We start from the raw sequence: 13,820 nt of genomic DNA, 5'->3' as shown, positions 1-13,820 counted from the left end.
CGTAGAGCAGCTGATCTCTATCTCAAGAGGTACCTGAAGTGAGTCGCTTATGCGAGATATCCTGTCCAAATCCCTCTAATAATTCCGAACGATTCGACACCGAACCTTTGAGAACAGCCATAATTAGCAGGACTAAACGAACGTCATGGGCAAAACCAGAAAATGGCTCGTAGGTTGGATTCGATTTGGCTTTTTGATTAAGGGTTTTGTCTATATTTTGCTCGGTATCCTGGCGGCTCGAGCCGCGTTCATCTATCACCAACAAGCTCAGGATATCCAAGGAATCCTGCGTGCGATCGCACACCAGCCAGCTGGTAATATTTTGTTGATCACCATTACAGTGGGTCTAGCGGGCTATTCTTTTTGGCGGATCGTTGAAGCAGGATTGAATCCTAATGCCCACCCCCAGACTCTGAAAAACGGGTTCAAACGTCTGGGCAGGGGCCTTAGTGGGGTTGCCTATGGAGCCTTGGCCTTTACCGCAGTACAGATCCTTCAAGGCAGCCAACAAGACTCAGAAAGTTTTGAATTCTGGACTGCCCGCGTACTGTCTTGGCCCATGGGCCAGTGGCTAGTGGGGACCGTTGGCGTCGGCTTTTTAGGGGTAGGGATTGCCTTCTTTTACCGCACTTGGAAAGCAGACTTTCGCCAGTGCTTACAGCTCAATACGTTGAATTCTCTGCAAAGACAGATGATTGTGGCCATCGGTCGAGTTGGGTACTGTGCGAGGGGAATTATCTTGGCCATTATTGGTGGCTACGTGATTAAAGCAGCTCACGAGTTCGATGCTGACACGGTCCGTTCCTCAGAAGAGGCTCTGGAGACCATCAAACAACAACCCTACGGGCCAGGGCTGTTAACACTGGTGGCCATAGGGTTGATTGCGTATGGGATTTATATGGGGTGCCAAGCCCGGTATCGGCGCATTGAGCTGCCATAAAAACCTAAGGGGCTTCAGGAGTCGTCGTCTCAGTCGGCGGCACATTCACTGGCTGGTCGGGAGCTGCAGAATTCGTAGGTTCTGATGCAGAGGCTTCTGGGCTAGCCGGGGGAGCCGTTTCGCTGCTAGGAGGAGTTGACACCGAGGGCTGCTGAGGGGGAGCAGGCTGGGTTTGAATGATGGTCGGTGGGGCAGGTGCGGTTTCAGTGGTTTCGGCTGTCGGGGGGTTTGGTAAAGTGATATTAATATCGGGCGGTGTTGAGGGTTCAGCAGGTTGGGCAGGCACCACCACTGGATTAACCTCTGTCTCCTGTTGATGGGTGAGGATATACCAGGCTAAAATTCCTAATCCAAGGAACGTCGTAGCGATGACGCCCACCAAAAGTCCCCGTGCAGCATTGTCGTTATCTCGAATCTTAAGCTGGCGATCCATTTCTAGCCGGGCACGCTCGATTCGTGCTTCCGCTGCTGGATCATTACTGCTTAGCTTTTCTCGATGCTTCTGCACGGACCCATCAGCGTAGCGAACTTCTTGATCAACAATGATGTCTTTATCTGATACAGGGTTAGTACGGGTACGGTCTGAAGATGAATATGTCATGAGTTTTATTTCCGTTTGCTAAAGGGTAATGCGTCACTCGGCGGGGAACACGGTGAGGAATTACGAACCGGACTCGCTACTGGAGCTTGACTCGGAAGTCCCATTTTCGGGACTCGGAATATCAATGTCAGGTTTAGGAAGGTTGATTTCTGGTTCAGGGACATTGATGTTAACTTCTGGCGGTTTGGGGGCTTCTGGAGCTGGAACGTTAATCACATCGGTATCTCCGGTTGGTTCTTGACTGGTTTGAGCAAAGACAAACCATGCGCCAACACCCAGTACAGCAACAGCCAAGATGCCCACAATAATCCCTGTTGCGGAATTATTATTACCGGAGCGGCTTCCTGCCGCATAACCTTGCTCGTAACGAGCTTGTTCTCTATCTAACTGACTCATTTTTTTTCCTTGAAATTCAATCCCAGTGTAGGAAGGCTACGAGGTAAGAATCATCCACCTTAGGTGAGAACTGTCGGTTTTGTATTTCTCCCCCTAGGGATAGAGGCAACACCGATACGATAAGGCCGTGTTAAAAGGAATCCAGGGGATCCACTAAACCCTCCTAGTTAGGCCAAATAAAAAGGAGAGGATAAAAAAGGCGACGAAAATATAGAAAAGGATTTTTGCGATCGCAGCTGCACTAGCGGCAATACCGCTAAAGCCAAGAAAGCCTGCAATTAAGGCGACTACTAAAAAAGTAAGTGTCCAGTTAAGCATGGGGAGTTCTCCTCTGATTAAATTTAGGCAGCAAGATGAACTGAAGATATCGGTCAACCGTTTGGTGTCCGACTAGAGATCCAAATCGCTCCCCCTGCTGATATCAGTCAGCGCTGGTACTCCCATCGGTTCCCTTCATTGATAGGAAATGGTTCGTCCCCAGCAATTCACTCACGAATAGGGATGAATTCTCAATCTCGGTATGAGGATTCAAGAACCGACCCCTTCTCGAAAGCTGAATATCCCTTCCGAAGGAACCTAAATTCTGTGCCAGTAGATGAGATTGTTTACTTGGCATTCGCGTTATCCAATTCTGAATAAATGTCTTGCTTCATCCTCCTGTAATTCAAGCCTCATCAGTACTTGACTCAAGACTGGAGTAGATATCAGGGGCCAAGCCTAGAAGTTCTAAGATGCTCTGTTGCAGTGAAGTTAACGGGGAGACATGTCCATATTCTTCGTCTTCAGGACTTACGCATTGACACGGGTTTTATTTTGTGGGTTGAAAGATAAAGGCCGTTAATGTTCTCCCTCTGTTGCGAATACCCAGCAAGCCTTCAACTGCTCAGTGCACCCAAGACCTTTATGTCCGCTATCTCCTAGCTCAACCCCAAGGAGATGGATGCAGCCATATGGCAGAAATCCTCAAAGATGTTTCTCACGACAGCATCAACCGCTTTTTGCTTCGAGAACGCTATGAGCCCAAAGATCTATTTGATTTACTTGCAGACAATGAATGGATTGAGCTGACCGGAGGCGTTTTGAGTGCTGATGATACTGTTCTGAGAAACTCTACAGCAACCCCAAGAAAATGGACCTGTTGGGATATTACTGGAGTAGCAAACATAGCAAACCGATTTTGGGAATCCCCTTAATCACCCTGTACTACACCAGTCCCAATGGCTTGAGAGTCCCCATTAACTATCGTATTTATGACAAACAGGAGGGCAAAACCAAGAATCAATATCTCCAGGAAATGCTCCAAGAGGTTTTAGCTTGGGGGCTTCGACCGACGACCTTCACCAGCGATGCTTGGTATGCATCCAAGGCCAATCTCAATTTACTCAAAGACGTGCAATTGGGATTCCTGGTTGGTGTTGCCAAAAATCGACAGGTGCGATTGGGCCAGAGCCAGTATCAACGCGTGGATACCCTTGTCATCCCTGAACAAGGATTACATGTTTACCTCAAAGGGGTGGGCATCGTGAAGGTTTTTGCCAGCGATTCAAAAACGAATCGTGTCGCTATTACCTTCTGTATGCGCCAGACCCGAAGGAGCTTGCTATTGCAGGTAAAGCTGAGTTTGAGCATTTACACACACTCCATTGGGGCATTGAATGCTTTCATCGTGCAGGCAAACAATTGTGTGGACTTCAGCGGTTTCGTGTGCGTTTAACTGAGGCTGTTCATACCCATGTGTTTTGTGCTCTTAGGGCTTTTGTGGAGCTGGAATTACAAGTTTGGCACCAACAGATAGACAACTGGTATGCCCTACAACGCAAGTTATATCAAGAGGTTGCTCGACAATTCATTCTTGAACAACCACTGCTGGGATGGCTCTCTTGAACATTGGGGGTAATTTCTGTCAATGCGTTAGTCCTGGTCTTTTACGCCAAGAATGGTCAGAGATATGTCCTTAAACGCCCTTAGAATTCTTTCCGTAGTGGGTCGGGTAGTGGCGCGTTTTGGATTTCCCGGGAAGAGTCCAAACAATTTCTCCTTGTGTTGCTTTAATCGACGTTGAACAACGAATTCAATTAACGTCAAGATCCGCAGTCCCAGACTCAGTAAATGCATCAATCCTTTGGCTTGGTCATCCCTTTGCACAAAGAGTGGAGATGCCCCGAGAGGTCTACCTTTCAAGCGAGAGAACCCACTTCCTTGAATCCAAGCGTCCCGAACAGTCAAGACAGCTTCCTCAAATGACAACTCTTCAAGGGAGCATTCGTGACGTAAACCCGCCAGCCAAAGCGTTGTTGTGTTGTCTCAACTGCGGCTTTTATGAGTGTAACTTTGGTGATTTGGTAGCGCTCTTTCTGTTGCTTTACCGCTAGGTGATACTCACAGCTATATTCAATCAATCCCTCAACGCGATGGGCTTTAAGGATGGCGTTAGCCTTCCGCTGAAGCTCTGAGAGGCTGCGAATTTGTCGCTTACCGCGTCCAACGGCAGGTGTCAGTGCGTTTAACTTTTGGGTTGCTCGTTTAAGTCGCTGTTCAAGACCTCGCTGTTGCTGTTGGGCATGGGTAGGAGAATGGACTAACAATACCCGTTCGCTCCACTCTATTGTGGAGCCATCCGCTTGATGATGCTCCTGCTTTCTGGAGAACTCATATCCCGTGGCAATTTCCTGGGGGTGTCCTTTCTCATCAAGACGATGAACTCCTAATAGAGGAGACTCGTTGGCAACTGCAGCGATGAGTCCTTGTTCCAGTAACTCTGGCACTGAACCCACTCTGGCTAAAGGTGTCAGGTAATAATGTTGTTGCTGATGAATCTGTGCTCGGGTCGCTTTAGCACCCATCTTACAATCGCCTACCCACAGTAACCCTACCCGAGGAAAGCTTTTGCGGACTTGCTCAAAAATCGGGAGGTACAGTCCGTCATCCGCTTGCTCCCCCGAAACAATGTGAGTTGCCAATGGCATACCGAGTGGGTCTAAGCTCGCCAGCATGGCTTTGAGATGAGGAAGGCTCGGATCATCTTTGCTATGGCCAAACTGGAAGAGTCCGTCCTCATGGACCAGGTGGACACCCGAAACAGTGGTCGCATCTAGACGAATGCAATGACGGTCTAACTCATAAACACGCAGAGTTTGACTGTTTAGGTCGCCCTCGATTTGCTGCCAGTAATCTGGCTGGCTCAACTTACTCAAGACGATGCCTAAACGGTCGTCTGTAAAGTCTGTCTCTCTTAACGTCAGACCACAGACTTGGGCAATCATCGTGCTGCGTTGCTTGACCCAGTCTCGAACGACTACTTTGCGGTGGTCGCCTTCGGAAAGGATGTAGGAAAGCCAGATCACAATCACCCAACCCCAATCCAAGCCTTCCTGTTTCCAGTGGCGGGGAAGATGTTTGTTGAGCACTTCTGGTAAACCCATTTGCATCATCATGTGCAGCAGGAGCACTACATCATCAATACGCTCAGTCGTAACAGTAAGTTGATCCGCCATGCCGCTGTCCTAGCTTGATTGCTAGACGAGCATACGCTGAATATCTTTATGCGATCCGATTACGCGAACGTCAAGATTATAGATAGGTATCATTAGCTCCAACAATTAGATTGACTCAGGATTGGTGATTACTCTTATTAAAGACGTTTTGGATAAGGTTAGATATTTCTCTATTACCTAAGTTGGAATGGTTACGCTTGTAAACAAGAAATTAGACCTTATCGGAAATAGCTGAAAACCTTACTGGGAAAGAGTTTTATTTTTGGATAAAAATCGACCTCAAAGACTTGCGACATAGACGTTTGAAGTTATTCTCACCCATTTTATTTCCGATAAGGTCTATTGAGCTTTGAATCCCCATAAGCTATGAAGCAACCCAAAATTTGTCCTGTCATTTTCCCTCGTATAAGGCGTCGGGCTTTTCTCACGATGGTGGGGGCAATGGTCAGCACAGTCGCCAGCGGTCGCCTTTGGAGTCCTGTTGCCCATGCCTACGAGGTGACCCTCTCGCCAACGACCCCCAGGTTGGGCGATACCATCTTGGTCGTGATCTCTAGCGTTTCAACGGCTGGCACTGCCCCGGTTGTTTCCGTCAACGGCACCGACTATCCCAGCTTTTTGGTATCCGGCAATCGTTATCGGGCGTTGATTCCCACTAGTCCTCTAGATACACCTGGACAGCTAACATTGAATGTTTCTGGCTCAGACATATCGCGTCGCTTAACCGTAAACCTGGCAGGCCGCTCCTTTACCACCTAGCGCATTTGGCTCCCCTCAGGCAGCAGTGATTTGGGGACCGATCACGGATTTGACCGCGTCGACAAATTCAAGCGCATCGTTATTCCAAAGCGTCACTGGAAAGGCGCACTGGTCCGCCCTAGCCAGGGCTACGTCAGCACTGAATTTGGTGTCCGGCGATATTACAACGGCGTGTTTGCTAAAGACTATTACCACCGAGGCGTAGATTACGCTGCCGCTACGGGGGCACCCGTTGTCGCTCCAGCGGCAGGTTATGTCCGGCTAGTGGGAAGAGTGGTTGACGGTTTCGAACTCCACGGCAACACCATAGGTATCGATCACGGTCAGGGCGTGTTGAGCATTATGATTCACCTCAACTCATTTCGGGTTTTTAACCAGCTATACTCCGAACGAATTGAAAGTTTACTTTTTAAATGGGTTTAAAATTCCTTGGTAGAGAGAGTTATAGCTCAATCTGAAATGTTAAGTCCTCAGCCGTTGGCAGTATAACCTAAAATATTGACTTTTAGATCTAATATGAACAACTGAGAAAGTAGAAACTAGCAATTGAATCGCTTTACTTTGAGAATTCTCCCTTTGGGGATGACAAGGGTTTTACAACATAGTCTGAATCAGTGATAGCGCCCTCATGCCCCTCTGATAATTGAGTCGTTTATGGGGTATCAGTTGCATTAATTCAGTGGCGAATGAGGTCCAAATTTCCATGCCACAACACCATAAATGTCCAAACAACGCCGTGCCAAAATCACTGTGTCGAGGCCGCCGCCGAGAGTGCTCATTGAGCCGAGCAACATAGTGGTTGACTTTCAATTTTTCAATCCATAGCCAGCGACTATTGCTAAACAATAGGCCATCGCCATCACCAGTACCAAAGCAAGGAAACGAGCATCATTGACTTTCGTTCGTTCGAGATTGTATCCCCCACTCTTGCAGTCTTTGAACATCATCTCTATTCCCCATCGGCAAGCGTAAAGCGAGAGAGCCTGCTCCAGTGTCGGTAAACTCGTCATGATAAACCAAGGATCTTTTCCCCCCTTGCCTCGATACTGTCGCTTCCAGTAAAACGCGAGGTTAAACGGTCCCAACTGGTCTCGCTTTCCCCAATAGACATCGCGAAGGAACCCTTTCTGGCCTGGGGTAAATCCCCTCTGTTTGAGGGGTTGATAGTACTTCACCCTGGAGTTGAACATAAGCACTCTTCTTTTGCCTGAGCACAAACTCAACCTGTCGTTGGCTCAACCACAGAGCCAGTTTAGGACTGTGGAATTCTCGGTCTGCTAGTACCACAACTGGATAGGGTTTGAAGATTTTTAGAGCCGTTTTCAACAAACGGAGTTGCTGTTTGAGACTACTACTGCCTGATTTAGGCAAGGGTTCCCAGTACACAGGCAAGGCATGTTTACCCCATACCACTGTCACCATCATCAGATTACGTCCCTTCCATTGGGTGCGGTCAACGGCCATCACCACATAGCCATTAACGGTGCGTTTGAGGCGGGCTCGGCGATAGGCTCGATTGCCATGGCCTGTCTTGAATTCTTCTGAAAGCCAGTGCTTAAGAATGGGAAACCATAACAGACGTACACTCAACTGGGGTAGGACTAAGAACCGCTGCAAGTTGCGGATGCGACTGCTGTAATGAATCGGTTGAGGAAACATGCTGGCTAGCCGAGCCAGTTGGATTTGGCGATGACTTTGCAATAACAGTATCAACAGTTGCAAGGTCAAATATTGGCTTTCGCTCAGGTGAGCACGTAGTACTTTTTGGTAGCATGTTGGCAACATATTTTGGATAGGGTAGTCGTTTCGACCACCCTATTTTCTTTGAAATTAGACTGCTACATCTACTACTGACTCTAGATTTGAAGCGCCTTGTCATCTCCAAAGATTCTCCCCATTATTCCATTTTATAGGCATGAAAAAATCGGTCACTGTATTAGAGACCTCTGGAATGATTAGATTTCAAATCGATCCTAACCTTGGCAAAAATGCCGAAGATTGATCATCGTATATGCCAAGCTTTTCAAGGCATAGTGCAGTTTGCTGATCCGTTTGAATCACAGCAACAAGCGCTTGAATTTATCCTCCCAGGCAAAGACTCGCTCAATGGTATTGAATCTTTCTTGGAAGATGGATGAATCGAACAGCCTTTTGGACCTGGCTTTGGCGTCTTTCTCCCACGTAGATTTTATTGATATTCGGCACCATACCCCGATTAAAAATGGCCTTGCGATTCTCACGACTATCGTACACGCCATCCAAGCTGACGACAGTCCCAATCAAGTCTATGCCTACTGTTCGGGCCGTACTCATCACTTGCGTCAGTGCCGTTTTGAATAGAGGTGACTCGTTCCGGTTACCTGGGGCACTCACAAATGGAGAGATGATATTGCAGTTGCGATGACCGAAGGTCGGTCTTCGACCATCACAGAAAGCAACCACTTTGTCACCCTTCATGTGCTTGTGTCCACTAAATCCCAGATTGTCGCCCCCTTTTTGGCTGCAGTGGTCGTCCCATCCCCATGAATAACGCTGGCATCCAACTTCCCTTTTTCATTAAGCATTGAGACTGACGCTTTGAAAATGTCTTCAAAACACCCATGGGTTTCATAGCGTCGAAAGGCTCGATAAACACTGGAGTGGTGAATTTCCGGTCGCCCATTTTGTCCTTTTCAATGGGTAACTCACTCCACTGACATCCCAAGTGCAGCAACTTCAAAATGTAGTTGAAGATGGCATGCAAAGAGAGCTTTGGTTGAGGTCCCCGAGTGCCGATGTGCAAATGGGGTAAGACAAATGTCTCAAACTGCTCAAGGGTTAAGAATGTTGGAATCCATTTATGGGACTTAGTTTGAGGCATCTGCACTCCTCACGAACGGTAAACTAAATGACGCCAGTCATTTTAGTCTGTAACGATGAAAGGCTATGCAGGGAATGGGTGTTAGCTGATCTGAACCATGGAATAAAACCCGAAATGAGTTGAGAAGAAATCTGACGGCGATAATAAAGGGTATCAAAGGTCTCACTGAAGGTTTGGTGACAGTGGGGGCAACGGTAACGTTGGCTGCCTTTACTGGTTTTACCGTGTTTGTGGGTCTTTGGATGACCACATAGAGGACATTGCATCAGAAGATAGGATAACTCAACTCCCTATAGGTTTAACAAACCCACACTTTTTGATGCACGACCCAAGATCATGCTTTGGAATCTAGCTTGATTGTAACTGAGGGATGCCAACCTCCCGGTAACGTAGGTTGTCTATCGTGTTCTAGACTACATTGGTTTCAAAGATATTGCTGCTGTTGGCTTGGAAGAAGATTGGCCTGAGAGGAGATAAGCTGGCTGAATGCATCCTCTCCTCAAAATGAAGTACTCTACATTTCTGGTGTTTGTTTCTTTATGGATACCAGCCAATAAAAAAGGGTCGAGGCCCCACAGGACCCCAACCCAAGTAAACTAGGCAACCCGGCAAGCACTGGGAAATGCATTGGACAACTCCAGCAACACCGACCGCTGAGCCTGGCACCGAATGACGCACAACTGAGGGCCAGAAGACACCACAGAGACCCGAGACTCCCCATGGCCTGGAGCTTGGCCACCGCCGGATCGACGGAGGCCACGGGAACCCCCGCTAACTCGGCCCAGCCCGACCCGGACAACCGCAAGAAGCAGCAAGACCAAGCCCCAGAAGGCATGGCTGAAGGCAACCAACTGGACGGAAGGGCGCGGGAGAACGAAGCAAAGTCAGCATGGTAACCCCTATAGAACCCATTTGAGATCTCAAGAACTAGCCGCAAGTCTCTTCAGCATAAGCCTGACGAAGCACAAATCCATTTGCGCTTTTGCATTCACAAGCGTTCGCTCAAAGTTCTTAGTCAGGCTTTTACAGCGCTCCATCCAAGCGTTGGAACGCTCAATGACCCACCGGGTCGCAACTGGAACAAATCCCGTTTCCCTTGAGCCGCTTTGTCTGCTTTTGAAGGCTTCGGCGACAGCTCAAATCGGATCTTTCTCATGATGGCTGGATAGATAGCCTCAAGCTTCTGAGTTAAGGTGTCCACGTGATAGCCGTTGTCCAACAAAAAGGTGATTTTAGGGATATTGACCGGCTTGGCTTTGAAGTACTCAATATTGAGGGTCAACATCATCAGTAAGCCCATATCGTCTGAGACATTTGTGGGTGTGCAAAGGGTAAAGAATGGAAAGCCAAGGGTATCAACAGCTAGATGTCGCTTGATTCCATTGGTGGCTTTGTAGAAACAGAACCCTTTCGACTCCACCCTCGCATTGCAGGTGTTCTTCACCGCTTGCGAGTCTGCCATTATCAACGTTGTCCATTTGGACTTTTTTTACCTGCTCACGAACCTGTCCATGCAGCAGCGTCATCAATGTCTCAATCGAGCCTGCTTTGCGCCACTCGTTGTAGTGCCAAAAGACCGTTGAGGAGGGAGGAAAGTCTTTGGGCAAGTCCTCCCAGTTGCAGCCATTTTGAGTCGATAAAGCATCCCATCAATCAGCTCTCTGTAACTCCAGATCAGAGGCCTTGTCTTTTTCTTGGGTGGTAGAAATTCTGGTAACAGTGGTTTGAGGATGTCCCATTCGGCATCAGTCAGACTGCTTGAGTAGGCCATAACAATTGAAATAGAACGCTTCTAGCAGTTTCGCGTATTAGGCAAAAGATCTCAAATGAGTTCTATAAAAACGAATAGAAACAACTGAAGAAGCATGGCGAATAACCAGCAACAACGCTTCTCTGGAAACCACATGTTGCCCGGCGTTGCCACCCCGGTTGGGTCGGGGGTATGGAGTGCCCCCAAGGAAAAAGTGCGATCGCACATCGATATCGGCCCCCAACCGCTTGCGAGGACACGGACTAAACGCAGCGGAGCCAGTTACTGAAATGCGATGGCCGAAGGCCGGTCGAAGACTATCGCAGAACTATTACCTAGCGAAGCGGAGAGCAGGAGTACCGGAGGGGTTGCAAGAAAGCCGCTGTGTGGTACCTTTATCGGCGCTGTTGTTGGTAGCCGCGCGGAGCGCACTGCTGGAGCAGGCCCCCGAGGGGCAGAGGTGCGAGGGGGGAACGAGAGTATCAATCAGACCCATGATGCCCCTTCTCGGTGCGGAGCACGGAAAAGATCAGCCCGATGCAACGCAACGATTGGAGCAGCCCCCTGAGAGCGCGGGGGGAGGACGACGGGATCGCGAGGGGTGTGCCGAGGGTGGCGGGAGGATGTGGCGAACCTCAGAATTAAAAGCTTGCTGAGCAATCCCCTTTTGACTTACCAAGTTTGAGTCCAAAGGGGCGCAGCAATAGGATTGGGTTCTAATAGAGATAGATCGACTTCAACGAGGGCTTTAGAATCCTCGTTGAGGGTGTCTTCAGCGCAGCCTTCGGTCAAAACGGGTGGATTGGCTGACTGGATTTTGGATTCATTAGCGGCATCATACAGGAAGACCGTGAGGCCATCGTTATAAACTGAAACAGTTTTCGCCCCTGCCCGAATAGGGCTTGTATAAGTCCAGAATCGTTGATGCATAATGATTTTGCCCCTCTAATTTGAGTTGGGAATACAAAGTAACAAGGAAGGTTACAGGTCTTTAGGCTGGATGGTACCTTCGTGGTATCTAACGTTGATTAGCAGTGAATTGATTTCTCCATAGGATCACGGAATCATCCAAGGACTTATATACTTCACTGACCGGGAATTGAGTGTATTCCCGGTCGCCAGTGGCAAACGGATAAAGCCACGATTAAGAGAGTGTTGTCTTGTATTGCGTGGTCCATAAGCCTACTTTGCATTGATTTTTTCCAAGTATCACTAGACCTCTTGCATAATTCAACTAACGATATGGTAGAGGACTTAAAATTCGAGTCAGATCGCGACATTTTTACGTAAGTAGCACATCATGAAACGAATATTGCAAGAGGCATACTATGCAAATAGCTTTTTCTCATAAAGCTTGGCTTTTATGCACCCGTTAAGACAGGAATCTTGATACTGATGCTGTTTGGAGGCTCACTCTTGGCAGGCGCAACATTGGAAGGAAGACATTGTCCACACTGCTCTATTACTTAGTTATCCATCGTTCTCGACGATTGAAGTCCAAACAACAGGAACAGGGGTTTGCGTTGCCCCTTGCCCTTGGTTTGGGCTTTGTAATGGTCATTTTGGGATTATCGACGATGATGATTGCCCAAAGCGATCGCATCTCTGCTTTTAACCGCAAAGAAGCCGGGGCGAGTTTAGCCATTGCTGAAGGAGGAATGGCCCGGTCCTTAGCCCAATTAACTATCCCCAATAATGCCGTATTGCTCAATCGTAACTACGATACAATTAATCCCAAAACGGGCAAGACCTATCTTGGCCCAGATGGCATGTTTAACAACGGAGATGAGGAAACCAGTGCCATTGATGAGTGGACAGGCTATGACCCTAGTAGTCAACCCTGTCACCAATCCAAAGGATGGGGAAGCCCCAATTTTGCTACAACAGGGGCTATGGGTGCAACGGGAAGCTACACCCTCAGGGCCTATCGTTTTAATCCGCAAGAGCAGAAAGGCACCCTATTTGTTGAAGCAAGTCGAGATGGGAAGACCACAGGGGTTTTAATCACCATTGCGGTGAAACCTGATTTAGAGGGTTTTCCAGGGGTTGTCTTGCATGATCCGAATCCCGGTAGTGGAGGGGCAGTTGGGGTGCTAGCCCTTCGAGGTAGACAAATTCTTGGGAGTAAAGGTAATGTCTACTATTATCCCCCATCTTCACCCGATCCCTCTTTGACAGGCAGTTCAGCACCTGGAGACTCAACGCGTTCGGAATATCTCAATGCAGTATTCTCTTCAGCAGTATCCGACGGAGCTAGTGGTGACACTGTTTCCGGCACATTGTTTGCCTGCTTGTTGAGACCTAACATCCCGGATGGGATCAAGGGCACTAACTTCGGGAAAATCACCACTAGCCAGACCCTCAATGGCGTTAGTGCCACATCGCCAACGCTATATCAGATTGAGCAAATAGATCTTGCCGGTAATGATGTGTTGACTATTGACACTACCAATGGCCCAGTTGTTCTAGATTTTGTCAAAAATAGTGCCCCAAAACAAAGCATTAGCTTACGGGATTCAGCCAAAATCCTTAATATTCGTACCGATGGCGAACCGCCTCGGGTCGGAGGCTTACGTCTGAATTTAAGAGGAGGAGAGGACACGATTCTGTTATATGACCAAACCTGTATCCAAAATGCCTTTATTTGGTCCGCTCGGGATGAAATTCAATTGCTCACCTCTGGCCCAGGTTGTCCAGGCGGTCAGAATACCAATATTGAGGGGGTTGTCTGGGTTGAGGATATCCTCAGTTCTAAAAATGCTGCTAGCAATCGAGATGTCAACTTCATCGGGGAGGTAGGGGAACCCTATGACACCATCATTACTCCCAATGCGACCTCTGGTATCGCTGTTCCTGAAGATGTGAGTAGTCTAATCGATATTCTCAAATATGTGGACTGGCCAGCCCGCTATCGATTCGGTGGTGTATTGCAATGGCAACGGGTGAGGTTGTAATGATACATCAGTGGTTAAGACTGTTCATAAATAGCCCTACTAATTCCCCATGGCTAGATTCTTCAA

General features: G+C 48.2%; 15 protein-coding genes and 5 pseudogenes. 7 read left to right on the top strand and 13 right to left on the bottom strand.

Annotated elements, in window-relative coordinates:
• The first annotated feature begins 145 nt into the window (after positions 1–145).
• The gene (locus tag ON05_RS00190) at positions 146–940 is read left to right on the top strand and encodes a DUF1206 domain-containing protein (protein WP_010471226.1); all 795 of its coding nucleotides are present in this window, start codon (positions 146–148) and stop codon (positions 938–940) included.
• 4 nt (positions 941–944) lie between these two features.
• Here ON05_RS00190 and ON05_RS00185 read toward each other — a convergent pair whose 3' ends face one another.
• From ON05_RS00185 to ON05_RS00175, 3 genes are all read right to left on the bottom strand, one after another.
• Positions 945–1,541, bottom strand: coding sequence for a hypothetical protein (locus ON05_RS00185; protein ID WP_010471228.1), 597 nt, complete (start codon positions 1,539–1,541; stop codon positions 945–947).
• Between the two features lie 60 nt (positions 1,542–1,601).
• Positions 1,602–1,937, bottom strand: coding sequence for a hypothetical protein (locus tag ON05_RS00180; RefSeq protein WP_010471229.1), 336 nt, complete (start codon positions 1,935–1,937; stop codon positions 1,602–1,604).
• Between the two features lie 153 nt (positions 1,938–2,090).
• Complete coding sequence (locus ON05_RS00175) at positions 2,091–2,255, bottom strand: DUF1328 domain-containing protein (RefSeq protein WP_010471230.1); 165 nt, start codon at positions 2,253–2,255, stop codon at positions 2,091–2,093.
• Between the two features lie 536 nt (positions 2,256–2,791).
• Between ON05_RS00175 and ON05_RS00170 the strand changes: the two are divergent.
• Positions 2,792–3,821, top strand: a pseudogene (locus ON05_RS00170) (transposase).
• Between the two features lie 27 nt (positions 3,822–3,848).
• On the opposite strand, the gene ON05_RS00165 reads toward ON05_RS00170, so the two are convergent.
• Both ON05_RS00165 and ON05_RS00160 read right to left on the bottom strand, forming a co-directional pair.
• The gene (locus tag ON05_RS00165) at positions 3,849–4,163 is read right to left on the bottom strand and encodes a hypothetical protein (RefSeq protein WP_262560971.1); all 315 of its coding nucleotides are present in this window, start codon (positions 4,161–4,163) and stop codon (positions 3,849–3,851) included.
• Positions 4,160–5,431 (bottom strand): hypothetical protein, encoded by a 1,272-nt coding sequence (locus tag ON05_RS00160; protein ID WP_262560969.1) that lies wholly within the window; start codon positions 5,429–5,431, stop codon positions 4,160–4,162. The genes ON05_RS00165 and ON05_RS00160 overlap by 4 nt, the downstream gene beginning before the upstream one ends.
• 366 nt (positions 5,432–5,797) lie before the next feature.
• Between ON05_RS00160 and ON05_RS00155 the strand changes: the two genes are divergently transcribed.
• Entirely contained in the window at positions 5,798–6,190 is a 393-nt protein-coding gene (locus tag ON05_RS00155) for a hypothetical protein (protein ID WP_050857558.1), read from the top strand.
• A gap of 30 nt (positions 6,191–6,220) precedes the next feature.
• Positions 6,221–6,613, top strand: coding sequence for a M23 family metallopeptidase (locus ON05_RS00150; RefSeq protein WP_050857557.1), 393 nt, complete (start codon positions 6,221–6,223; stop codon positions 6,611–6,613).
• A 171-nt stretch (positions 6,614–6,784) separates the two neighbouring features.
• On the opposite strand, the pseudogene ON05_RS00145 reads toward ON05_RS00150, so the two are convergent.
• From ON05_RS00145 to ON05_RS38285, 7 genes and pseudogenes are all read right to left on the bottom strand, one after another.
• A pseudogene (locus ON05_RS00145) lies at positions 6,785–7,975 on the bottom strand (IS4 family transposase).
• Between the two features lie 318 nt (positions 7,976–8,293).
• A complete protein-coding gene (locus ON05_RS00140; protein ID WP_262560965.1) occupies positions 8,294–8,647 on the bottom strand; it encodes a hypothetical protein in 354 nt (117 codons plus the stop codon).
• 13 nt (positions 8,648–8,660) lie between these two features.
• Positions 8,661–9,050, bottom strand: a complete 390-nt coding sequence (locus ON05_RS00135; RefSeq protein ID WP_262560964.1) for a hypothetical protein — start codon at positions 9,048–9,050, stop codon at positions 8,661–8,663.
• Positions 9,051–9,163: 113 nt separating this feature from the next.
• Positions 9,164–9,316 (bottom strand): annotated as a pseudogene (locus ON05_RS00130) (IS1 family transposase); the annotation flags it as partial.
• Positions 9,317–9,646: 330 nt separating this feature from the next.
• Positions 9,647–9,865, bottom strand: a complete 219-nt coding sequence (locus ON05_RS00125; RefSeq protein WP_262560963.1) for a hypothetical protein — start codon at positions 9,863–9,865, stop codon at positions 9,647–9,649.
• Positions 9,866–9,970: 105 nt separating this feature from the next.
• A pseudogene (locus ON05_RS00120) lies at positions 9,971–10,512 on the bottom strand (transposase).
• Positions 10,406–10,821, bottom strand: a pseudogene (locus tag ON05_RS38285) (transposase). The pseudogenes ON05_RS00120 and ON05_RS38285 overlap by 107 nt, the downstream one beginning before the upstream one ends.
• A 94-nt stretch (positions 10,822–10,915) precedes the next feature.
• Between ON05_RS38285 and ON05_RS00115 the strand changes: the two are divergent.
• Both ON05_RS00115 and ON05_RS00110 read left to right on the top strand, forming a co-directional pair.
• Positions 10,916–11,089: a hypothetical protein gene (locus ON05_RS00115; protein WP_175307317.1), complete on the top strand. Its 174-nt coding sequence runs from the start codon at positions 10,916–10,918 to the stop codon at positions 11,087–11,089.
• Between the two features lies 1 nt (position 11,090).
• Complete coding sequence (locus tag ON05_RS00110; RefSeq protein ID WP_010482142.1) at positions 11,091–11,456, top strand: hypothetical protein; 366 nt, start codon at positions 11,091–11,093, stop codon at positions 11,454–11,456.
• Between the two features lie 16 nt (positions 11,457–11,472).
• On the opposite strand, the gene ON05_RS00105 is transcribed toward ON05_RS00110, so the two are convergent.
• Positions 11,473–11,730, bottom strand: coding sequence for a hypothetical protein (locus ON05_RS00105; RefSeq protein ID WP_010482141.1), 258 nt, complete (start codon positions 11,728–11,730; stop codon positions 11,473–11,475).
• Between the two features lie 515 nt (positions 11,731–12,245).
• Between ON05_RS00105 and ON05_RS00100 the strand changes: the two genes are divergently transcribed.
• A complete protein-coding gene (locus tag ON05_RS00100; protein WP_010482129.1) occupies positions 12,246–13,754 on the top strand; it encodes a hypothetical protein in 1,509 nt (502 codons plus the stop codon).
• Positions 13,755–13,820: the final 66 nt, after the last annotated feature.

Origin of the sequence: Acaryochloris sp. CCMEE 5410, assembly GCF_000238775.2 — a bacterium.
Taxonomy (GTDB): Bacteria; Cyanobacteriota; Cyanobacteriia; order Thermosynechococcales; family Thermosynechococcaceae; genus Acaryochloris.
The sequence above is the reverse complement of the archived record's forward strand: the minus strand, read 5'-3'. Positions and strand labels throughout refer to the sequence as shown.